Annotated in this window: 20 protein-coding genes; 10 read left to right on the top strand and 10 right to left on the bottom strand. The window is 38.4% G+C overall.

Features of this window, described 5'->3' with window-relative positions:
• Nucleotides 1-135 precede the first annotated feature (135 nt).
• From fabD to mutM, 6 genes are all read left to right on the top strand, one after another.
• Nucleotides 136-1,071, top strand: coding sequence for an ACP S-malonyltransferase (gene fabD / locus PTQ27_RS02565; RefSeq protein ID WP_273749616.1), 936 nt, complete (start codon nucleotides 136-138; stop codon nucleotides 1,069-1,071).
• Between the two features lie 20 nt (nucleotides 1,072-1,091).
• Nucleotides 1,092-1,562, top strand: coding sequence for a hypothetical protein (locus PTQ27_RS02560; RefSeq protein WP_273749617.1), 471 nt, complete (start codon nucleotides 1,092-1,094; stop codon nucleotides 1,560-1,562).
• Nucleotides 1,563-1,581: 19 nt separating this feature from the next.
• The gene (fabG, locus tag PTQ27_RS02555; RefSeq protein WP_273749618.1) at nucleotides 1,582-2,304 is read left to right on the top strand and encodes a 3-oxoacyl-ACP reductase FabG; all 723 of its coding nucleotides are present in this window, start codon (nucleotides 1,582-1,584) and stop codon (nucleotides 2,302-2,304) included.
• 164 nt (nucleotides 2,305-2,468) lie between these two features.
• Complete coding sequence (ggt, locus tag PTQ27_RS02550; protein WP_273749619.1) at nucleotides 2,469-4,220, top strand: gamma-glutamyltransferase; 1,752 nt, start codon at nucleotides 2,469-2,471, stop codon at nucleotides 4,218-4,220.
• A 155-nt stretch (nucleotides 4,221-4,375) separates the two neighbouring features.
• Complete coding sequence (gene brnQ / locus PTQ27_RS02545) at nucleotides 4,376-5,671, top strand: branched-chain amino acid transport system II carrier protein (RefSeq protein WP_273749620.1); 1,296 nt, start codon at nucleotides 4,376-4,378, stop codon at nucleotides 5,669-5,671.
• Nucleotides 5,672-5,717: 46 nt separating this feature from the next.
• A complete protein-coding gene (gene mutM / locus PTQ27_RS02540; protein ID WP_273749621.1) occupies nucleotides 5,718-6,542 on the top strand; it encodes a bifunctional DNA-formamidopyrimidine glycosylase/DNA-(apurinic or apyrimidinic site) lyase in 825 nt (274 codons plus the stop codon).
• 32 nt (nucleotides 6,543-6,574) lie between these two features.
• Here the strand turns inward: mutM and dtd are convergent, their stop codons facing one another.
• The 3 genes from dtd to proA are packed head-to-tail and all read right to left on the bottom strand — an operon-like array spanning nucleotide 6,575 to nucleotide 9,067.
• Entirely contained in the window at nucleotides 6,575-7,009 is a 435-nt protein-coding gene (gene dtd, locus PTQ27_RS02535; RefSeq protein ID WP_273749622.1) for a D-aminoacyl-tRNA deacylase, read from the bottom strand.
• Complete coding sequence (locus PTQ27_RS02530) at nucleotides 7,006-7,827, bottom strand: virulence factor BrkB family protein (protein ID WP_273749623.1); 822 nt, start codon at nucleotides 7,825-7,827, stop codon at nucleotides 7,006-7,008. Before PTQ27_RS02530 ends, dtd begins: the two co-directional genes overlap by 4 nt.
• A gap of 1 nt (nucleotide 7,828) precedes the next feature.
• Nucleotides 7,829-9,067, bottom strand: coding sequence for a glutamate-5-semialdehyde dehydrogenase (gene proA, locus PTQ27_RS02525; protein WP_273749684.1), 1,239 nt, complete (start codon nucleotides 9,065-9,067; stop codon nucleotides 7,829-7,831).
• 203 nt (nucleotides 9,068-9,270) lie between these two features.
• Between proA and mutL the strand changes: the two genes are divergently transcribed.
• Nucleotides 9,271-11,181 carry a DNA mismatch repair endonuclease MutL gene (gene mutL / locus PTQ27_RS02520; protein WP_273749624.1) on the top strand — a complete coding sequence of 637 codons (1,911 nt, stop codon included), beginning with the start codon at nucleotides 9,271-9,273 and terminating at the stop codon, nucleotides 11,179-11,181.
• A gap of 30 nt (nucleotides 11,182-11,211) precedes the next feature.
• Here the strand turns inward: mutL and PTQ27_RS02515 are convergent, their stop codons facing one another.
• The 3 genes from PTQ27_RS02515 to PTQ27_RS02505 form a co-directional block, all read right to left on the bottom strand.
• Nucleotides 11,212-11,481 carry a type II toxin-antitoxin system RelE/ParE family toxin gene (locus PTQ27_RS02515; protein WP_273749625.1) on the bottom strand — a complete coding sequence of 90 codons (270 nt, stop codon included), beginning with the start codon at nucleotides 11,479-11,481 and terminating at the stop codon, nucleotides 11,212-11,214.
• Complete coding sequence (locus PTQ27_RS02510; protein WP_273749626.1) at nucleotides 11,468-11,734, bottom strand: type II toxin-antitoxin system RelB/DinJ family antitoxin; 267 nt, start codon at nucleotides 11,732-11,734, stop codon at nucleotides 11,468-11,470. Before PTQ27_RS02510 ends, PTQ27_RS02515 begins: the two co-directional genes overlap by 14 nt.
• A 196-nt stretch (nucleotides 11,735-11,930) precedes the next feature.
• Nucleotides 11,931-12,482, bottom strand: coding sequence for an NADPH-dependent FMN reductase (locus PTQ27_RS02505; RefSeq protein WP_273749627.1), 552 nt, complete (start codon nucleotides 12,480-12,482; stop codon nucleotides 11,931-11,933).
• Nucleotides 12,483-12,736: 254 nt separating this feature from the next.
• On the opposite strand from PTQ27_RS02505, the gene PTQ27_RS02500 reads away from it, so the two are divergent.
• Nucleotides 12,737-14,023 (top strand): patatin-like phospholipase family protein, encoded by a 1,287-nt coding sequence (locus PTQ27_RS02500; protein ID WP_273749628.1) that lies wholly within the window; start codon nucleotides 12,737-12,739, stop codon nucleotides 14,021-14,023.
• Nucleotides 14,024-14,089: 66 nt separating this feature from the next.
• Here the strand turns inward: PTQ27_RS02500 and ilvC are convergent, their stop codons facing one another.
• The gene (gene ilvC, locus PTQ27_RS02495; RefSeq protein ID WP_273749629.1) at nucleotides 14,090-15,571 is read right to left on the bottom strand and encodes a ketol-acid reductoisomerase; all 1,482 of its coding nucleotides are present in this window, start codon (nucleotides 15,569-15,571) and stop codon (nucleotides 14,090-14,092) included.
• 230 nt (nucleotides 15,572-15,801) lie between these two features.
• Between ilvC and PTQ27_RS02490 the strand changes: the two genes are divergently transcribed.
• Entirely contained in the window at nucleotides 15,802-17,055 is a 1,254-nt protein-coding gene (locus PTQ27_RS02490) for a paraquat-inducible protein A (protein ID WP_273749630.1), read from the top strand.
• Nucleotides 17,056-17,077: 22 nt separating this feature from the next.
• Here the strand turns inward: PTQ27_RS02490 and yccS are convergent, their stop codons facing one another.
• The 3 genes from yccS to PTQ27_RS02475 all read right to left on the bottom strand — a co-directional run bounded on the left by yccS (nucleotide 17,078) and on the right by PTQ27_RS02475 (nucleotide 21,103).
• Entirely contained in the window at nucleotides 17,078-19,276 is a 2,199-nt protein-coding gene (yccS, locus tag PTQ27_RS02485; RefSeq protein ID WP_273749631.1) for a YccS family putative transporter, read from the bottom strand.
• A 92-nt stretch (nucleotides 19,277-19,368) separates the two neighbouring features.
• Entirely contained in the window at nucleotides 19,369-19,827 is a 459-nt protein-coding gene (gene mgsA / locus PTQ27_RS02480) for a methylglyoxal synthase (RefSeq protein ID WP_273749632.1), read from the bottom strand.
• A gap of 40 nt (nucleotides 19,828-19,867) precedes the next feature.
• A complete protein-coding gene (locus PTQ27_RS02475) occupies nucleotides 19,868-21,103 on the bottom strand; it encodes a DUF2254 domain-containing protein (RefSeq protein ID WP_273749633.1) in 1,236 nt (411 codons plus the stop codon).
• Between the two features lie 181 nt (nucleotides 21,104-21,284).
• On the opposite strand from PTQ27_RS02475, the gene thrC reads away from it, so the two are divergent.
• Nucleotides 21,285-22,559 (top strand): threonine synthase, encoded by a 1,275-nt coding sequence (gene thrC, locus PTQ27_RS02470; RefSeq protein WP_273749634.1) that lies wholly within the window; start codon nucleotides 21,285-21,287, stop codon nucleotides 22,557-22,559.
• Nucleotides 22,560-22,567: the final 8 nt, after the last annotated feature.

Raw genomic sequence — 22,567 nt, 5'->3', positions numbered from 1 at the left:
ATTTGATTACAGAACCAAAATTTCGTATGAGCTTAATTTACTTCTGCCAAATCTCCCCTAACCCCTCTTTGCTAAAGAGGGGGATTAGTTAGAAATATTATATCTAAGTTTAAAATAAATTAAGGAACAAACAAAATGTCAAAATTCGCAATGGTTTTCCCGGGTCAAGGCTCACAAGCGGTTGGAATGCTTGCTGATCTTGCAACGCAGTTCCCTATCGTTGAAAAAACATTCGCTGAGGCAAGCGAGGTGTTAGGTTATGATTTATGGGATTTAGTGCAAAACGGTAGTGCTGAAGATTTAGGGCAAACACAACGCACGCAACCTGCATTACTTGCAGCCTCTGTGGCAATTTATCGTGTATGGCAAGAAAAATATCCTGAATTAAAACCATCGGTAATGGCTGGTCATAGTTTAGGCGAATATTCTGCGTTAGTTTGTGCAGGAGTGCTTAACTTCCAAGATGCGATCAAATTAGTGGAATTACGTGGCAATGCAATGCAACAAGCCGTTCCTGCAGGCACTGGAGCGATGTATGCGATTATCGGGTTAGACAATGAGGCAATCATTTCAGCTTGCGAACAAGCAGCGACTGAGACAGGCGAAGTAGTTTCTGCGGTAAACTTTAACTCACCGGGGCAGGTTGTGATTGCAGGTACAAAAACAGCCGCTGAAAAAGCAGGGGAATTATGTAAAGCAGCAGGGGCAAAACGTGCGTTACCATTAGCGGTAAGCGTGCCTTCACACTGTGAATTAATGAAACCTGCGGCAGAAAAATTAGAAGTAGCATTGCAAAATATCGAGCTAAATCAACCGCTTGTTGATGTTATCAATAACGTAGATGTGGTGGTGGAAACTGATGCAGATGCAATTCGTAATGCTTTAGTCCGCCAACTTTACAGCCCGGTACGTTGGACAGAAACCGTGGAAAAAATGGCACAAGATGGCATTACCACACTTTATGAAATCGGGCCAAATAAAGTCTTAACAGGTTTAACCAGCCGTATTGTGAAAGAGTTATCTGCTAAAGCGGTTAATGACATTGCTTCATTAGAGGCTGTTTCTGCATAAGATTTTGAGACCATTCAATAATGAAATATAACGCATTCATTAAAATCAGCTTATTGCTTGCTTTATTTATTGCACCAATATTATCGGCTTGGAGTATTTCACTCGGTCATTTTGAATGGTCTGCATTGTTTAGAAATTACATTATGTTTGTTTTTGCCTCTGGTATGACCTTCTTGGTGTATTTCTTTTTCAAACATATTCCGATCGACTTTATTGCAGGTAATGCCTTGTCTGTCGCGGTTATTCAAGTTTGGGTAATCTATGGTGTATATCTAGATCGCCATACTCCTACAAATGAACAAATATTGCTCCCACTGTATTTATATAGTAACTTAGGCGTGATGCTTTGCTCTGCCTTTATAGCACTAGTACGTCCTCGTTGTTTACTACCCAATGATACGACAATAACAAAGCTTAGGTTGCGAGGAGCAATGACACCCGTTTTAAGTTATTTATTTACTATTTTATTACTTGTGGCTTTCACAAGGTAACTTCTACTCAGGAGAATTTATGAGCAAAATCGCATTAGTAACAGGTGCAACCCGTGGTATCGGCAAAGCGATTGCCGAAGAGTTTGTCGCAAAAGGCTATACTGTTGTTGGCACCGCAACTTCAGAAAAAGGTGCAGAATCTATTTCAGCTTATTTAGGCAACAACGGTAAAGGTTTAGTGTTAAACGTTACAGATGCTGAATCTATCAATTCTGTATTAAAACAAATTAAAGAAGAATTTGGCGATATTGATGTATTAGTAAACAACGCTGGTATTACACGTGATGGTTTATTAATGCGTATGAAAGATGATGATTGGTTCGATATTATCCAAACAAACTTAACTTCTGTTTACCGTTTATCGAAAGCGGTATTACGTCCGATGATGAAAAAAGGCGGGCGCATTATTAGCATTGGTTCTGTGGTTGGCTCTATGGGTAACCCTGGTCAAACAAACTATTGTGCTGCAAAAGCCGGTTTAGTGGGTTTTTCTAAATCATTAGCGAAAGAAGTAGCAAGCCGTGGCATTACGGTAAACGTGGTAGCACCAGGCTTTATCGCAACCGATATGACTGATGAGCTAAACGAAGATCAAAAAAATGCGATCTTAAGCCAAATTCCAGCAGGCGAATTAGGTTCTCCACAAGATATTGCAAAAGCCGTTGCTTTCTTAGCATCTGATGACGCTCGTTATATCAATGGTGAAACTATCCACGTGAATGGTGGCTTATATATGAGCTAATCCTACATAGGATCCCCTCAAGCCTCTTGCTATTGCTTTAGCAAGAGGCTTTTTTCTTACAAATTTGCAACTTATTAATTACTTTTATTTGACAAATAAAAATAAATAATGCTAAAAGTATTTTGCATAGGTAAATTTTTTATATTTCAAGAAAAGGAGAATCTATGAAGAAACATATCCTAAGCTTATTAACTCTTTCATTGGCATTTGGAAATGCTTGGGCTAATCCTCAAACTGTGACCACAACAGCGGCGGCAGAACAAGCAGCCGTTCGCTACGATACTAGTAAAGATATTTTTCATCCTGTTTTTGCTAAAAACGGAATGGTTGCAAGTGAGCAAGCATTAGCTTCAGAAGTTGGCCTAGCTATTTTGCAGGAAGGTGGAAACGCAATAGATGCGGCCGTTGCTGTTGGTTTTGCATTAGCGGTTGTTTTACCAAATGCAGGAAATATTGGCGGCGGTGGTTTTATGGTTCTACACGATGCCAAAACAGGACAAAATGTCACTCTAGATTTTCGTGAAATGGCTCCATTAAAAGCAAGCCGAAATATGTACCTAGATAAAGAAGGTAACGTTATTGATGGACACTCGCTCTATACGCATTTAGCAGTTGGTGTACCAGGGACTGTTGCTGGTATGGAATATGCCTTAAAAAAATGGGGAAGTTTACCATTAGAGAAAGTTATTTCCCCAGCCATTAAGCTTGCCGAAGAAGGTTTCAAAGTTGGGCCTGCTTTAGCAACCACATTGAAAAAAGAAGCTGATAACTTAGCTAAATGGGAAAGTAGCAAAGCTATCTTCTTCAATGGCGAGCGACCTTTTGCAGAAGGAGAAACATTAGTACAGAAAGATCTTGCTATTTCTCTTAAAAAAATCGCTGAAGGTGGAGCTAAAGCCTTCTATGAAGGCGATATTGCCCAGAAAATTGTTACTGAAATGGAAAAACACAACGGTCTTATTAGCTTAGAAGATATGAAAAATTATCAAGTCGTTGAGCGAAAACCAATTGAAGGGGAATATAGAGGTTATAAAGTTGTAACAATGCCACCACCTAGTTCTGGCGGTATTCACCTTGTCCAAATTCTTAATCTTTTAGAACGTTACCCATTAGCTGAATATGGTATTAACAGTGCTAAAAGTATTCACTATTTAGCTGAGTCGATGAAACTCGCTTATGCCGATCGTTCAGAATATTTAGGCGATCCTGACTTTGTAAAAATCCCGGCACAAGGGCTAACTTCCAAAAAATACGCTGATGAACTCGCTCAAGGAATTGATGAAGCTCGAGCAAAAAGCTCAGATCAAATCAAGCCAGGGGCCCCGCACCCTTATGAAAGCGATCAAACAACCCACTACTCTGTTATGGATAATCAAGGCAATGCGGTTGCAGTTACCTACACACTTAACCTAAATTTTGGAAGTGGCATTGTGGCAGAAGGTACGGGTATTCTTCTAAATAATGAAATGGATGACTTCTCAGCAAAACCTGGCGTTGCAAATGCCTTTGGTTTGATTGGGGGAGATGCGAATGCGATTGAAGCCAAAAAACGTCCACTCTCATCAATGACACCAACAATCGTGATGAAAGATGATAAACCGTGGCTTGTAACAGGTAGCCCTGGTGGAGCTCGTATCATTACAACTGTTTTACAAACCATCATCAATACGATTGATCACAAAATGAACCCTGCTGAAGCGATTGTTGCTCCAAGGGTGCATCACCAGTGGTTGCCTGATGAATTACGGGTAGAAGAAGGCTTAAGCCCAGATACGCTATCAATCTTAAAAGATAAAGGGCATAAAATTAGTGAAAAAGCAACAATGGGGAGGGTTCAAATCATCCAAGCCAAAGATAATGGTTTCTATGGTTATTCTGACCCTCGCAATCCTGAAGGTAAAACCGTTGGTTATTAAAATTTCCATTAAAAGCCAGAATTTTTTCTGGCTTTTTTTATAAATTAGCAACTACAAGCGGTCTTTTTTTGCAAGAATTTTGCAAATATGGCAAAATCTAGCCTTTCTTTTTTTCGTTCTTTTTAAGAACTCTATTTTCAATATTGTGTGTGTTTATGACTAAAAATACTTTTGTAGTCGGCTTTTTGCTGTTTGCTATCTTTTTTGGAGCTGGAAATCTAATTTTTCCACCAAAACTAGGTTATGAAAGTGGTATTGAATTTTTTTCGGCTATTTCAGGCTTTGTTTTAACAGGTGTTGGGCTTCCATTACTTGGTATTATTGTGAGTGCTTTTTATAATGGCGGTTATAAATCGGCATTAGATAAAATTCATCCTTGGTTCTCCCTTGCCTTTTTAGTTTCGATTTATTTAGCAATAGGCCCTTTCTTTGCCGGTCCAAGAACTGCCGCAACTGCCTATGAGATGGCTATAATGCCTTTTTTAAGCGAAGCTAGCCAAATCTCAATGCTGATTTTTACCCTTGCTTATTTCTCGCTTACATTATGGTTAGCACTTAATCCAAATAAAGTCGTTGATCGCATTGGAGCCGTCTTAACCCCTATCTTACTCATTACCATTATTGCCTTGGTTATTCGTTCTATCTCCATTTTAACCGGTGAAGAAGAAATAGCACCAATCACAATTACCGAACAGTCTTACTTCTTTAAAGGGGTCATTGATGGCTACTTAACAATGGATGCACTTGCATCATTAGCTTATTCAGTAATTGTCTTACACGCTATTCGAGGCAAAGGTGTTAGCCAAGCAGCTCTACAAAGACAAACCATTACGGCTGCTATTGTTGCAGCAGTGGCTCTTGGTCTTATCTATATCGCACTCGGCTGGATTGGAAATAATATGCAAATTAGTGCAGAAACAATGGCAATGATTAGCGAAAGAAATTTAGATCTAGGCACCTATATTCTTAACACTATTACAACCGAAGCCTTTGGCGAATTAGGACGTGCCGTGCTAGGCATTATTGTTTCGCTTGCTTGTTTAACAACTGCTGTAGGGCTTGCTGTTTCTGTAAGCGAATATTTCAATGATATTTTCCCTAAAATTTCGTATAAAATTTATGTTATTTTATTTACAGTTATTAGCTTTATTATTGCAAATCAAGGGTTAAAAGAAGTGATTAGTAAATCTATTCCTGTATTACTGGTACTTTACCCTATTGCAATGACGATTATTTTAATGCTGTTAGTTAATTTAATTGTTAAATTGCCGATTACCGCACAACGTCTATCGCTATTTTTAGTTACCATTATTTCAATAGCCTCTGTTGTAGGTGCAGGTTTTACTGCAGATTTACCATTAAAACCTTATTCAATGGAATGGCTACCTTTCGCACTTTTAGGTGGTGTGATAGGGGTGGCTCTTCATCCATTTGTAAGCAAAAAACAATAAATCATCTTAAGGCAGTGAATTCACTGCCTATTTTTTAGGAGCAAAAATGCCTGAATTACCCGAAGTTGAAACCAGCGTGCGAGGTGTTTCACCTTACTTAGTAGGGCAAACAATCAAACAGATTATTGTCCGCCAACCGAAGTTGCGTTGGGTTGTCAGCCCTGAAATTATGGCAATGCAAAATGCAACCATTCAAGCCATAGATAGACGAGCCAAATATCTGATTATTCGCACCAACCAAGGCGATATTATTGTACATTTGGGAATGTCTGGCTCTTTAAGTATTTTGCAGGCAAATCAACAGAATACGGTAGGAAAACACGACCACGTCGATCTTATTACTGCAAATGGCACCATTTTACGTTATAACGATCCTCGAAAATTTGGCTGCTGGCTATGGGCAGAACAGGCAGAAAATCACGAACTTTTACAGAAACTTGGGCCTGAGCCACTTTCTGAGAACTTTACCAGCGATTATCTGTTTGCAAAAAGTCGCAAAAAAACCACCGCCTGTAAAACCTTTATTATGAATAATGATATAGTGGTTGGAGTCGGCAATATTTACGCTTGCGAAAGCCTATTTATGGCAGGAATTCACCCTGAACTTGCCGCACAAAATCTGACAAAAAAACAGTGTGAACGCCTAGTGAAAGTCATTAAAGAAGTGCTAACTAAAGCCATTATTCAAGGTGGTACAACGCTAAAAGATTTTATTCAGCCCGATGGTAAACCCGGCTATTTCGCCCAAGTGCTACAAGTGTACGGACGAAAAGGCGAGGAATGTAATGATTGCGGAACACTTATAGAAACCAAAATTATTGGGCAACGTAACACTTATTTCTGCCCGAAATGTCAAAAACTTCCAAAGTAATAAAAAAGACAGCGAATGCTGTCTTTTATTCTTTACACCTGCAACCAAAACGTGACAGGCCCATCATTTTGTAAGCTAACTTGCATATCTGCGGCAAATTGCCCTGTTTGAGTGTTTATTTTTTGTACGGATTGCTGGCTAAAATAATCATACAACCGTTCCGCCTCTGCAGGACTAGCCCCTTTTGAAAAACTTGGGCGTAAGCCTTTGTTGGTATCGGCCGCTAAGGTAAATTGCGAAACAACGAGTAAACTGCCACCGGCTTGTTGCACATTTAAGTTCATTTTTCCTTCTTCATCAGAAAAAACACGGTAGTTAAGCACTTTTTCTAGCAGTTTATCTGCCTTTGCTTCATCATCTTCTTTTTCAACTCCGAGTAAGACAAGTAGCCCTTGCTCTATCTCGCCAACTATTTGGTTTGCAACTTCAACCTTTGCCCATTTTACTCGTTGGATTAACCCTATCACATCTTCTCCTTATTCATTTCAACTTCTTTTAACACCGCAGCAAATTGCCCGCCTAGTAATACAACCTGCCAACTCAAGTGAATCCACACAATCATTATTGGTAATACTGCTAATGCTCCGTAAATCGCTTGGTAAGAAGGGAAAGTCGTGATATACCAAATAAAGGCTTGTTTTCCTAAGGTAAAGAAAATAGCCGCTAACAATGCACCGATTGCTGCGTGCTGAAACTTCACAAAGGTATTCGGCACAAATTTATACACCAATGAAAACAGCAACCAAATTAAGAAAAATGGCATAAATTCAAGTAAGTGCTGACTTACTGGCAAGATGCCATTTTCATTAAAAATTGCCAACGACATTACATAGGTGCTAATCGCAATGCTTGCTCCGGCAAGAATCGGTCCAAATAATAAAATCGAGAAATAAAGTAAAAAAGAGATAAAAACCGACCGCTTGCGACTGTTATGCCAAATTGTATTTAGCGTTTCATCAATACTTTTAATCAGCATAATTGCCACAACAAATAAACCGATAATACTGATCAACCCCATTCTTTTAGAGTTACTGACAAATAGCTCAATATAATGCGAAACCATATCCCCTGCATTCGGTGCAAAGTTTCCATAAATAAAGGCTTTTAGCTGTTCGGTTGCCTCATCAAAAATAGGAAAAAAAGTAAACACAGAAAACAGCACCATAATCAATGGTACGATCGCTAACATCGTACTATAAGTTAAATAACCCGCTGAAATTGCAATTTTATTTTCGTTGTAACGCTGACCAAATAATTTAATAAATCCCCAAAACTTCTTTAACATTTTATCCTCTTACCAAATAATCACTTTCACACACCCATTTATAGGTAGTTAATGCTTCAAGTCCCATTGGGCCACGTGCGTGTAATTTTTGCGTACTAACCGCTACTTCTGCCCCTAAACCGAATTCGCCACCATCGGTAAAACGTGTGCTGGAGTTAATGTAAACTGCCACTGCATCCACTTGCTGAACAAATTGGCGAGCCAGTTTGTAGTCGGAGGTTAAGATCCCTTCCGAATGTTGTGAGCCATAGGTGCGGATATGTTCAACCGCTTGGCTTAAGCCCTCAACCACCACCACACTTAAATCAAGAGAAAGCCACTCTTGGCTTAACATTGCCTGATCAAGCGGTTCGATTCCGTCTGTTTTTTGCAAATCATCACTATGAATCGTTACCCCTAACGCTTTCATTTTATTTGCAAGTTTTGGTAAAAATTCGACCGCTATCGCTTTATCCACAAGCAAGGTTTCAAGGGTATTACAAGTGCTTGGACGTTGCGTTTTCGCATTGGCGATCACCTCTAACGATTTTTCTTGATCTGCCGTTTTTTCCACAAATAAATGGCAGACTCCAATACCGCCGACAATCACAGGAATAGTCGAATTTTCCTTACAGAACTGATGCAAGCCTGCCCCTCCACGAGGGATTACCATATCTATATAGCGATCTAATTTGAGTAGTTCTAACAACAATGCACGATCCGGATCTGTTACCGCCTGCACTGCTAATTTTGGTAAACCTGCTTTTTCTAATGCATCTTGTACCACATCAACCAACACCGCATTGGTAAATTTAGTCTCTTTTCCACCACGCAAAATAACCGCATTCCCAGTTTTTAAACAAAGGGAGGCAACATCAATAGTTACATTAGGGCGAGCTTCATAAATCGTTAAAATTACCCCTAATGGCACTCGTTGGCGTTCAATTTTCAAACCGCTATTTAACACACCACCATCAATCACTTGCCCGACCGGATCAGCTAGTTTTGCAACATTTCGCACATCATTAGCAATACCATTTAAGCGTGTTGTTGTTAATAATAAACGGTCGATAATCGCCTCTGAAATCCCTTGTGATTTCGCAAATTCAATATCTTTAGCATTGGCTTGTAAAATTTCTTCTACACGTTGCTCAAGGCTATCGGCAATGGTTAATAAGGCTTGATTTTTCTGACGTGTACCAAATTGGGCTAACTCAAAACTCGCAGCTTTGGCTTGTTTGGCAAGAGCGATCATTTGCATAAATTTATTCTCATTTTGATTAAAGTAACGATAATCTACCATTTTCTTTTATGTGAAGAAATATGCAAAAGGGAAGAAAATTAGATAAAATGGGGAAATATGAAAATCCAGTCCCAAAGGGGCTGAATTATGCTTAACCGAGTACGGCTTGCCGTGCTCGGCAATACTAATAAGCACTTATTTCTTTTTGGCATAGAATAAAAATGACTAATCAATCCCAAAAACACTTAATCAATATCCTCCCTCCTCAACTTGCTAACCAAATCGCTGCCGGCGAGGTGGTGGAACGTCCTGCTTCGGTAGTAAAAGAGTTAATTGAAAATAGCCTTGATGCGGGGGCGAATAATATTCAGATTGATATTGAAAAAGGTGGCTCACAGCTTATTCGTATTCGGGATAACGGTTGTGGCATTGCCAAGCAGGATTTGGCTCTTGCTCTTGCCCGCCACGCTACCAGTAAAATCAGCACCCTTGAAGATTTAGAATCTATTTTAAGCCTTGGATTTAGGGGCGAGGCATTGGCGAGTATCAGCTCTGTTTCACGCTTAACGCTCACATCTCGCACCGCAGAACAAAATGAAGCGTGGCAGGCTTATGCTCAAGGGCGAGAAATGGAAGTGGAAATTCAGCCGGCCTCTCACCCTATCGGCACCACGATTGAAGTGGCGAACCTGTTTTTCAACACCCCGGCTCGCCGTAAGTTTTTGCGTACCAACAAAACCGAATTTGCTCATATTGATGAAGTAGTTCGCCGTATTGCGTTGGCAAAACCAAGCATTAGTTTTACCCTTACCCATAACGACAAAATCGTTCGCCAATATCGCAAAGTGCAGGATAACTCTGTGGAACAGCAACAAAAACGGGTCGCAGCAATTTGTGGCAATGAGTTTATTGATCACGCCACTTATATCGACTGGCAACACGGCGATTTACATTTACACGGCTGGGTTGGCTCGCCTCGTTTGGCTCGAATGCAAAATGATTTAAGTTACAGCTATGTAAACGGGCGAATGATGCGAGATAAAACCATCAACCACGCTATCCGTCAAGCCTATGGCGAAAGTATTCCATCGGGCAGTTACCCTGCATTTGTGATCTTTTTAGATTTAGACCCAACCCACGTGGATGTAAATGTCCACCCTGCCAAACACGAGGTGCGTTTCCACCAAGGCAGATTGGTACACGACTTTATTTTACAAGGTGTGAGCAATAGCTTACAGCAAGGTCAAGCCGATTTAGGCTTAACCAATGAACTCAATGAGCCGGCTCCAAACTATCAGCCCGATAACAACCGCCAAGCCGCCGGGCAAAATGTATTTGCCAATGCTCCACTATTTGAGCAACCACAAGCGGTCGAATTTTTGCAAAAAAATGCAAATCGGGGTTCACATTCATCTTCTTCATTTACCCCGAAATTTGAACGCTCAAACACCGTCAGCAAATCGGCTCAAAAATGGTATAACGAATTGGTAGGCGGAGATCTACACTCAAATAAAACTGAAACAATAAAAGTGGAAACACCTGGTTTTGAGCCAAAAACAGTAACCCAAACAGAAGTGGTTTGCGAACCCATTTCGCAAACAATAGGCAATATTACACCGCTTGCAAGCAACCACTCACAGGCACTTGCTATAGTGAAAAACCAAGCCGTACTTTTGAAAGAAGGCGAAAATTTCTACTTAATTTCGCTAGCTAAATTAGCCACCTTAAAATTTGTCCATCAACTCGGCAAAGGGCAATCGCAAGCGTTGCTAATTCCACTTAACATCACGCTTAATGAAACCCAAGCGGAAAATTGGCAAAAATACCGTAAAGGCCTTACCGAGCTTGGCTTTTCAATCACAGAAAAACATTGGCAAGAACAAACAAGACTAACCGTACTTTCCGTTCCACAAGCCGTGCGAGAGCAAAACTTACAACAGCTTTTATTTGCACTCTTTAACGAAAAACAAGCGGTCGATTTAACTGAATTTTTTGCAAAAAAATGCGAAATTCCAACCGCTTGTACCCTAACGGAAGCCGTTGCTTTATTATCGGATATTGAACGTTATGCTAATGGCAAAAAAGAGATTGAAGAGATAAGAAAAGAGGTGGATTTTTCGGAGTATTTGTAAAGGTTAAAAGGCGAAAATTAAGCTCGCCTTTTAACCAAATAAACTAGAATGACTGCCTATGCGTAGGAGTTCCAACTTATCATTCCCAATTTTTCTATAAATCAGCACTAAATCGGGTTGAATATGGCAATCCCTAAAGCCTTTCCATTCACCTGTTAAACCGTGATCGCAATATTTTTCAGGCAACGGTTTATCATTGATCAAAAAATATAGAGCCTCTATTAACGCAGATGATAAGATTTCGGTAGCAGATTTCTTATAATCTCGCTTGAAAGCATTACTATACTTAATCTCTCGCATTAAGTTGCCCCATTAAATCTGCGATATTTTGAGCAGAATTGAATGTTTCTTTTCCTTCTTTAGCCGCTCTAAGCACCTCTATTGTTTCAAAGTTGGGCTGATAATCAAATTGGAATCGTTTTTCCGTTGCAATTTTAGATAATGTCATTCGCATTACATCTGATACGGTTAAACCAATTCCAGCAAGTACTTCGCTAGCTTGTTCCTTAATTTCCGGGCTGATTCTTGCACTAACTAATACACTATTTGCCATAAAACACCTCTTTTGTATATCAAATGATGTACAAAATCATAGCATTTTAGAAAAATAATTCAATATGTTATACTCATTGCAAGTTATAAATAGGAGGGCAAATATGCGTGGTATGCGAAATATTATCGCTCACAGTTACTTTGAAAAACCGTTTATCCTTTACAGATAAACGGTTTGGTTCTTTTCTTTTAATTACTTAGCATTTTTCCACAAAACTTGCATAAGCATTAATAAAGTTTTGCATAGATGTTGCAACTGCCTCAACCGTAATTTCGCCCTTTTCATCAAATACTCCAGCAAATAGATTGCCTACATTTAATGCAAAAGGTAAGGTTGGCATATTAACAAATGAACCTGAGGTAATTGTTCTAACTTGATCTGCTGCTCGTACACCACCAGCGGGGCTTGCTCCAACGGTTACGATTCCTGCCGGTTTACCAATCCATTTGCTTTCTCCCATTGGGCGAGAAACTACATCGATCGCATTTTTTAGCATTGCCGACATACTAGCATTATGTTCAGGTGTAACAAGTAGTATACCGTCTGCAGCAGCTACTGCTTCACGTACACGTGTATATTGTGCAGGGCTATTTTCATCTAGATCTCGATCGTAAAGTGGTAAGTCTGCAATATTCACAACATTTAACTCAATACTAGCCGGTGCCATTTTTTGTAAGTGACGAACAACTAAGTGGCTAAATGATGTTGCACTGCCACTGCCAATTAATACTGCAATTTGTTTTGCCATTTTAGAATCCCTTTAAAGAATGTTTAAATTTGTCTTACATTCTATAATTTTAACTATCAAGAATAAAGCTGTAATAATGAAACAAATTATTTCATAAAAATAAATAATATTTTCGCTATAACTATTTTTATAAAAATACTTATAATACTTTAACACGCTATCTATTTTGTGAGGCTTCTGTGCAAATTTCGAAAAAAATAACACGCTGTATCATACTTTCTACCACTATTGCTATATCAGCCTGTAACTTGGTAATGTACAAACCAACTAGCACAATCAAACAAATTACACCAGATCAAGGATATAGACAAAAAAACATTATCAGTGAAAGTGCTAAAGACGGGAATATTGTAATAATGATGTTTTCTGGCGGGGGAACAAGAGCCGCATCATTAGGTTATGGTGTATTAGAGCAATTTCAGAAGGCTAAAGTTAAAACCACTGATAAGGGCGATACGTTATTAGACAATATTGATATTGTTTATGGGGTATCCGGTGGCTCAGTGCTAGCGGCTTACTTTGCACTGGAAGGAAAAGGTATTATTCCTAAATTTTCTGAGCGTTTCCTTAAAACAAATTTCCAAAAAGATATTATTACCGAAGTATTTTCTCTCTCAAACCTTCCTCGTTTAAGCTCCCCACAATATGGACGAGGCGATTTATTGCAAGAGCGACTTAACCTGACGCTTTATCAGGGAAAAAAATTTGGCGATCTAGTCAAAAATCGTAAGGGGCCTTTTGCCGTAATTAGTGCCACAGATATGAATGCAGGTCAGACAATTACGTTCACCCAAGAAATGTTTGATGGACTTTGCCTTAACTTAAATGATCTGGAAATTGCCCGTGCTGTTGCAGCATCAAGTTCTGTTCCACTTATTTTTTCACCACTTACTTTAAATAATAACGGTGGTAACTGCAATTTCAGTATGCCAAAAGAGTTTATTATACGTGAGGAAGTAATTGATGGCTTAGTCACTAAAAATATAGAAGAGACTAACCATATGTTATCGCTTTACCAAGATAGCAAAGAGCGTCCATTTATTCATTTAGTTGATGGCGGTTTAACTGATAATTTAGGTTTAGCAAGCGTTTTGGATATTTCAGAACTGCTTGGTATTGAAGAGATGTATAAGCAAATAAGCTCGCTTAATGTTAAAAATATTGTTGTTATTAACGTTAATGCACAAAATGAAGTTTCAAGTGAAATAGATAAAACCGCCGATGTCCCTGGCATTTCAGATGTGGTAAATACAATTATTAATGTGCCTATTGATAAAACAACCCAAATTAATTTGCAACGCTATCATCAATTTACAGATAGTTGGAATGAATATGCCCATAAGCAGAAAACAAAAATTAAAATGCATTTTGTTAATTTAGGTTTAAAGGAATTACCGGAAAGTGATTTAAAACGAGATGTATTAAATATTGCTACTTCATTTTATTTACCAGAAAAAGATGTTGATAAGCTACGCAAAGCCGCACGTATTTTATTAGAACAATCGAAAGAATACCAACAAGCATTAAAAGCCTTACAATAAAAAGGCATAGTAGTCACTAATCTGGCTACTATGCCTTGCAATATTTTGTTAGAAAAGAACCGCTTGTTAGCCTTGTGATGAAATGCGTTTCATATCTGTCATATAACCACGTAATTCTTGACCGATTAACTCGATTGGGTGATTACGGATTGCATCATTTACATCACGTAATGTTACGTTATCAACTTCAACTGTTGGAGTTGGTTCACCTAAATCGCCTTTTTCTAAAGTTGGCATAATTTCTTTGGCAAGAATTGGGGTAGCAATATGTGAGAATAAGTAGTTACCGTATTCTGCCGTGTCTGAAATAACCACGTTCATTTCATATAAGCGTTTACGTGCAATAGTGTTTGCAATTAATGGTAATTCGTGCAGAGACTCATAGTATGCAGATTCTTCATAAATACCTGCTGAAACCATTGTATCGAATGCTAATTCCACACCTGCTTTTACCATTGCAACCATTAATACGCCATTATCAAAGTATTCTTGCTCAGAAATTTTAATGCCGTCTGCTTGCGGTGCATTTTCAAAAGCCGTTTTACCGGTTTCTTCACGCCATTTTAATAGGTTCGCATCGCCATTTGCCCAGTCTGCCATCATTGTTGATGAGAATTCACCACTGATGATGTCATCCATATGTTTTTCAAATAAGAATGCTAATTTCTCTTTGATTTGCTCAGAAAGTTCAAATGCACGTAATTTTGCACTGTTAGATAAACGATCCATCATTAAGGTAATACCACCTTGTTTTAATGCTTCAGTAATAGTTTCCCAACCGAATTGGATTAATTTACCTGCATACGCTGGGTCTTTACCTTCTGCAACTAGTGCATCGTAACATACGATAGAACCTGCTTGTAACATACCGCAAAGTATAGTTTGTTCACCCATTAAGTCAGATTTTACTTCTGCCACAAATGAAGATTCTAATACACCAGCACGGTCGCCACCTGTTGCACTTGCCCACGCTTTTGCAATCGCTAAGCCTTCGCCTTTCGGGTCATTTTCAGGGTGAACAGCGATTAGTGTTGGTACACCAAAGCCACGTTTGTATTCTTCTCGCACCTCGGTACCTGGACATTTTGGTGCAGTCATTACAACCGTAATATCTGGGCGAATTTGCTCGCCTTCTTCTACAATGTTAAAGCCGTGAGAATAACCAAATGCCGCACCGTGTTTCATTAATGGCATTACATCGGCAACCACTTTAGAGTGTTGTTTGTCTGGTGTTAAGTTAATCACTAAATCTGCTTCTGGAATTAACTGCTCATAAGTGCCTACAATGAAACCATTTTCCGATGCACGTTTAAATGATGCACGTTTTTCTGCAATCGCTTCTGCACGTAACGCATAGCTAATATCTAAACCTGAATCACGCATATTTAAACCTTGGTTTAAACCTTGTGCACCACAGCCTACGATAACTACTTTTTTACCTTTTAAAAAGTTGCAGCCATCAGCGAATTCATCACGATCCATAAAACGACAGCGGCCTAGTTGGTCTAATTTTTGACGTAAATTTAATGTGTTGAAATAGTTAGCCATTTTTTAATCCTTATGATTAGTTAATGAGTTTGTATGAGGTTTTGTTTGCATATTGTTATATTTAAAATGCATTATACACAACCACATCATTGCGTAAATTGAAAATATTATTATTTAATATTGCAAAAATCGCAACATATTCTATGTTACAAATTATTTAAAAAATTTAACCGCTTGCAATCTTTGGCATAAAGTAGAAAATAGCGACTTAATACTATAGAAGATGAAAGATGAAGATAAAAAAAATAATTTTACAAACCTGTCGTGAATGTGGGCAAGAAGTACGGGTACCTCTAGTACCTAGTGGTGATGCCACCTGCCCTACGTGCAACAATACCTTAAGAAAAAGCAATAGTTGGAATTTAAACCGCTGCACCTTTCTTGCGTTGGCGATTCTAATTCTGCTTCCTTTTGCCCTAAAATTCCCGTTACTAAGCATTGATTTACTTGGTGTAAAAATTAATGCCACTGTTTGGGACGGTATTTGGAAAATGGCAACAGAAGGCTACCCTTATACTGCATTTATGGTGTTAGTTTGTGCGGTTATTATGCCACTTTCGTTTGTATTGTTAATATTGACAATACGGCTACAACGTCTTATTCGCCAACGTCCTCGTTACACGTTAATTTTCCTGACAAAAATTAAAGAGTGGGTAATGCTTGATGTGTACTTGGTTGCCCTTGCAGTTGCCGCTTTTAAAATTCGGGATTACGCAGATTTATCCTTTGGCATACATTTAATTGCTTTTGTCATTGTTGCAATTTTGAATACTTTGCTCTTTATTAAAGTTGAGCCTAAACAAACCTGGGAAAATTTCTATCCAGAATACCATTCCCTGCCTTTTGATCACCCGAGCAAACCAACACTTTGCCCAACTTGTGAATATTGTTTTGATGAGAGGATTCTAGATCTTAAAGGCAGAGAGCGTTGCCCTCGTTGTGAAAGTAATTTATCGATTTCAGATAATGTGAAATTACAACGTGTCTGGGCTTGTTTAATTGCGGGGACTATTATGATTATTCCCGCAAATATTTTTCCGATTTCAACAACAGAGTTAGCAGGAAATGTTTCAGCAGACTCACTTATTTCTGGTGTTATCTTATTTGTTGAGATGGGAAGCTACACTGTTGCTGCAATCGTATTTATTGCAAGTATCGCCGTGCCAGTCAGTAAAATTAGTATTATTCTTTATTTATTACTAGCAATTCACTATAAGTGGCAACATCCTATTCATCGCCAAATGAAATTACTGCACTATGTGCATTTTGTTGGGCGTTGGTCAATGCTCGATTTATTCGTTTTATCGTTGATGATGTCACTGCTTGAAAGAGGGCAAATTTTAAGTTTCTCTGTTGGCGAAGCTGCCTTTTATTTCGGTGCCTCAGTGTTCTTAACAATGTTTGCCTCTGCTAACTTAGATGCCCGAATGTTATGGCGAATTCATTACGATCATCAAGCCAAAAATAAGGTTAATACCGCTTAAATACGATATTAACCTTAGTCAATTATTCTACCTCAGATAACTTTTCTGTTTTCAACAAACTTTGTAGCTGAGGTAGAAGCTGTGTAATCAAGCGAAGTTGCTGAATTAGCACTAAGGCCAGTTCATCTTGTTTTTGTTGATGATCTTTGGCAAATAATGCTAGGTCTTGATCAATAGCGGTCAATTTTGACGATAATTTTGCAAATGAACGACTATCATCAGCAATTTTTGTAATAATGTTCGCCACTTCTCGCCCGTGAGAAAAAAAGACAACCGAAAAATCAACTTGTTGGTTTATTTCCCTGCTAGCAATGCGATAAGCTCCCAGTGTGGAAATATAACCTAGCAAGGTGTAACTCATTCCGAGCAATTTAGGGGCAAATTCTAAATACTTCGCATATTTTTGAGGCTCACTATACATATTGGTAATTGTATTACTTAATGCAGATAAGTGATTATGTACATCTCGGCGAGCAATTCGATAAGGTAATTGCTCATTATACCCAAATTGAAGCTGTGCAATAATATGCCGTAAATAGCTACTGCTTGCTTTTAGGCTATTATACAAATTACTATGTAGGTTCAAATATTTCCAATCTGGCCATAAAAACGAAACTGCCAACCAAGCTATCGCCGTGCCGATTAATGTATCAACAATTCTCATCATTACCCCTGCCTGCACATTAATGCCTGCAATATCAAGGCTTACAAGAACAAATAGCGTAATGTAAAACGTTGAAAACCCATAATGAATCAAGCGGAAGAAAGTATAAAGCGATCCTGTTAGAACAATTAAACCTAGTTGAGCTTCAAGGCTTGAGGCAAAATTAAATAACTGAAGTGAACCACCTACCAGTACACCAAAAATAGTTCCTATTACACGATGAATTAAGCGAGTTTTGGTTGCCGTATAATTGGGTTGACAAACAAAAACCGCTGTTAGCAAAATCCAGTAGCCTTTATTATCAAAGCCTAAAAGAGGAACAATCAAGCTACATAACAACACCACTAAAGAAAGCCGAACTGCGTGGCGAAAGAGCTGTGATTCGAAGGTCAAATGCCCTTTAATTACCTGCACAATATTTCCAAGCCCTGTAATATTTTCTGCTATCAAGCGGTTCGATTTTGTGAAATTTTTACTTAACGGCTCAATGTGTTCAGAATTACCTTTTCCTTGTTCAATTTGTGCAAGTTGGCGTTCGATATTGCCTAAATTATCTGCAATCGAAATCCAACGATAAGCGTGTTGTAAACCTCGTTCCTGATGATAATTCAACGAATTTAATAAACCTTGTAATGCTTTTTCACCTCGCCCACTATGATCATAAACTTCTCTATGGCGTAGTGATACTGCAATTTTCTGACAAGCCACCGCTTGTAATTCCAATACACGCTGAAAGCGAAACATCAGATCGCTATTACTAAGTTCTTGAAATAATTCGTGATATTGATAATGGCTGGAACTGGCTCGTTCTAAAATATCTTGAGCCGTAAAATAATAACGTAGCATTCTCTGGGTACGTAGTTGGCGATGCTGTCTTCTTAAACGATAAAATAAAGAAACTCTCACTTTATCAAAGGCTTGCATCACCTGACTGTTCGCTTTAGCAAGGGCAAGTTGTTTAGCCGTTAAATCATCATCGTCTGGGTCAAAATAGGCTGATTTCGCCAATAAATATTGGCTTAACGCAAGATAAGCTGCCGCTAAATTTTCTTGTACGGTTCGGTTAGGAAAAATCAGATAAATAACAATACCCACTAGACCATATAAAAACGTACCGGCTAAAATCATTACGACGTTGTTATACCAAACAAGATCTGGGCTATAGGTTAAACTGTTATAAACCGCAACAATAAGGGTACCGAAGGCAATAGTGCTATACCGCTGCCCAACCGCCCCAAGCATTACTAGTAAGAAAGTACAAATAACCGAGAGCGGTATAAATAACCAACCTAAATGTAAAGAAAGAGTTGCCCCTAAGGAAGACAGCGAAAAAGCAACAAGACTAATAATAAGGTTTTTTATTCGACCTATAAGACTATTATCTAAATCAACTAACCCGCCTGCAATAATCCCCAACATTAGTGGCATCGCAAAACCTGAAATGTCTAATTGCCAAATAATTACTGCCGCAATATTTAGCGAAATAAACATCGGTAAGGCTTTAATCACATTTTCAGAAAGCCAACTAGCTTCAAATTTTTTAAAAAGTTTGTTCATTTTATTTTCTACAAGCAGTTATAAATAATCTAGAATTTGCAAAAAATCTTGAAATTTTGACCGCTTGCTATGTAGTAAAAAACGTTCTATAACTACCCTAAACGCTCCGCTAAATAACCATCGTAATCTGGCACGCTTACATTTACTTCTTGGTTAAATAATTCTGCATTTAATAAAAAGTTTGCCGAAGTTTCGTTAATCGCAACAGGAATATTCCAGACTGTTGCAATTCGCATTAAGGCTTTAACATCAGGGTCGTGCGGGGCGGCATTCATCGGATCCCAAAAGAAAATCAACATATCGATTTTTTTCTCTGCAATCAGCCCACCTAATTGTTGGTCTCCCCCCATAGGCCCGCTTAATAATGAAGTTATTGCAAGCCCAGTTTCTCGGCTGAGCAAATGCCCTGTTGTGCCAGTTGCATAAAGTTGATGAGACGAAAGTAGCTCTTTATGAGCCTTAGTCCAACGAATTAAATCTTTCTTACAACTATCGTGTGCCACTAAAGCTATCTGCTTTTGTTTTGTAATTAAACGAACTGTCGTTTTCATTTTTGGCTCCTTTGATTAAATATTTGGCTAATGCAATAGACTATTGGCTAAACCACATTGCTGATTTTTTAATGAGCGTTTCTTTATCTTGTTCAAACATTAATGTTGATTTAGCTCTTTTAAGATACTCATCTGCTTGCAATTTTGCAATGCTCGCCAACTCTTTTTCTGGTGCATTACGCCAAATTGCAGCAAGACTTTTTTGCAAAATCAGTTGCACCTCTAAAATTGCTCCACCGTCTCGTGCAATAGGCGAAAAACCATCTTTTATTACGCCACTAAGATCAAATGAAATAATAGATAAACGGTCAAATTTCTTATCTTTTTGCTTTTTAGGTGTCGGCATAATTAATAATTTCATCATTGTTGCCATCACATTAATGGCGGTGCCTGGGTCATTCACCGCAGGAGATAACGCTCGTTGAGCAACTTCACTTAAAACAATAAAACCCCATTCTGGGTCTTGATCAAATGAACGATCTTTATCAATAACAAAACAACGGGTAATCGCATCTATCTCGTTGGACACATCCACTTTAGCCAAAATAGTATCAGGTAAAATTAATTGCCCAGGGCGTACTTCAATATGAATATAAGTTTGTAATTTTTCTGCAATTTCTTGCAATTTCTCCATATGAATATGCGTAAGATAGCCGACACTATTGGCTTGTATTGATTGTGCTTGCATACCTACAACACCTTGCCAACACGCACCCATTTGTGGATCTTGTCGATAAATCTTTAATGTGTTTTCTGTTGCAAAGTAAATTTTATCTAATGTATTGCCTAATCGCCCAAGTTTAGATAGCACATAAATCCACTGAATAAGTGTGAAAATGACGTATATCAACACTAAAATAGTACTTACAAATAGAACAAATTGTCCGTTTTGCCCAAAGAAATCCAACCCTAGTGCTGTTTTCGCAATAATGGCATAAATAAAAGCTGAAATAAAACTTGAGATTGTACGACGACTTGCTTTGTCATCCACCACCAATGTTGTTGCACGAGGGGTTACGCTATTAGCCGCTGAGCTAAATGCGGAAACCATAATTGATAATGAAAACGTGCTTACCGCAAACATTGTAGAGGCAATCACATCTAACAAGCTGTTGAGCGTATCTAATTCAATGTTTGGCAAAATATCAGCGGGTAAAAATACGGTGGATAGCTTAGCGGCAAAAGCAAAGCCTATCGCAAAGAGTGTGGATAAAATAGTTGATAACCATAAACGATTATGTGGTTGTTTTAGATTTAAAAACCAGCGGTAAAACATAGGTTTCCTTGTTTAGAGTTTATTTTCTATGATTGTGAAATAGAGCCTTTGCTCACGCAAGTTTTTTTATCATTATTTTTAGAAAAAATAACCGCTTATTTTCCTGTTTTGCATTGACTAATAGACTGTTATGGCTAAAATCAATTAAAACTTTCTATTTAAAAACAAAGGACTTCCTTTAATGAACTTATACAACATCAAACATCCTGAAGAACAAGTTAATTTTGCTCAAGCCGTACGTCAAGGCTTAGGCAAAAACCAAGGTCTATTTTTTCCTGAAGTATTACCTAAATTAGAAAACATTGATGAGCTATTAGATTTACCACTCGTTGAACGTAGCCAAAAAATCTTATCTGCAATTATCGGCGATGAATTACCACAAGAAACCTTAAATGAAATGGTAAAAAATGCCTTTACTTTCCCAGCACCTGTTACAAAAGTGAATGATGATATTTATGCCTTAGAGTTATTCCACGGCCCAACCTTAGCATTTAAAGATTTTGGTGGACGCTTTATGGCACAAGCATTGGCGAATGTACGTGGCGACGGCAAAATTACCATTTTAACCGCAACCTCTGGCGACACCGGTGCGGCGGTTGCTCACGCATTTTACGGCTTAGAAAATATCAATGTGGTGATCCTTTACCCGAAAGGTAAAATCAGCCCGTTACAAGAAAAATTATTCTGCACATTAGGCGGTAACATTCGTACCGTGGCAATCGAAGCAGACTTTGATGCTTGCCAAGCATTAGTAAAACAAGCCTTTGATGATGCAGAACTTCGCCAAGCAATCGGCTTAAATTCGGCAAACTCCATTAACATCAGTCGCTTATTAGCTCAAATTTGCTACTATTTTGAAGCAGTTGCACAATTACCTAAAGAAAAACGTAGCGAAGTGGTTATTTCTGTACCTAGCGGTAATTTCGGTAACTTAACCGCAGGCTTAATTGCGAAAACTTTAGGTTTACCAATTAAACGTTTTATTGCCTCAACAAATGCAAATGATACTGTTCCACGCTATTTAAAATCAGGCAAATGGGAGCCGAATGCAACGGTTGCAACGCTATCTAATGCAATGGACGTAAGCCGCCCGAATAACTGGCCTCGTGTTGAAGAGTTATTTAAACGTAATGGTTGGGATTTATCAGATTTAGGATCTGATGCGTTAAATGATGCTGAAACTGAAAAAGCATTAAAAGCACAATATGCGGAAGGCTATTTATGTGAGCCACACGGTGCCATTGCTTACCAAGTATTAAAAGATCAATTACAAGCAGGTGAAACAGGTATTTTCTTATGTACCGCTCACCCTGCAAAATTTAAAGAGTCGGTAGAACGTATTTTAGATATTGAATTACCACTCCCTGAAGCATTAGATAAACATAACAAACTGCCATTGTTATCTGATGTAATGGCAAATGATTTTACGAAATTACGTGAATACTTACTAAAATAAACTACAAA

It is taken from the genome of Mannheimia cairinae, assembly GCF_028649535.1.
Classification (GTDB): domain Bacteria; phylum Pseudomonadota; class Gammaproteobacteria; order Enterobacterales; family Pasteurellaceae; genus Mannheimia; species Mannheimia cairinae.
This window is presented reverse-complemented; position numbering and strand designations above follow the sequence as displayed.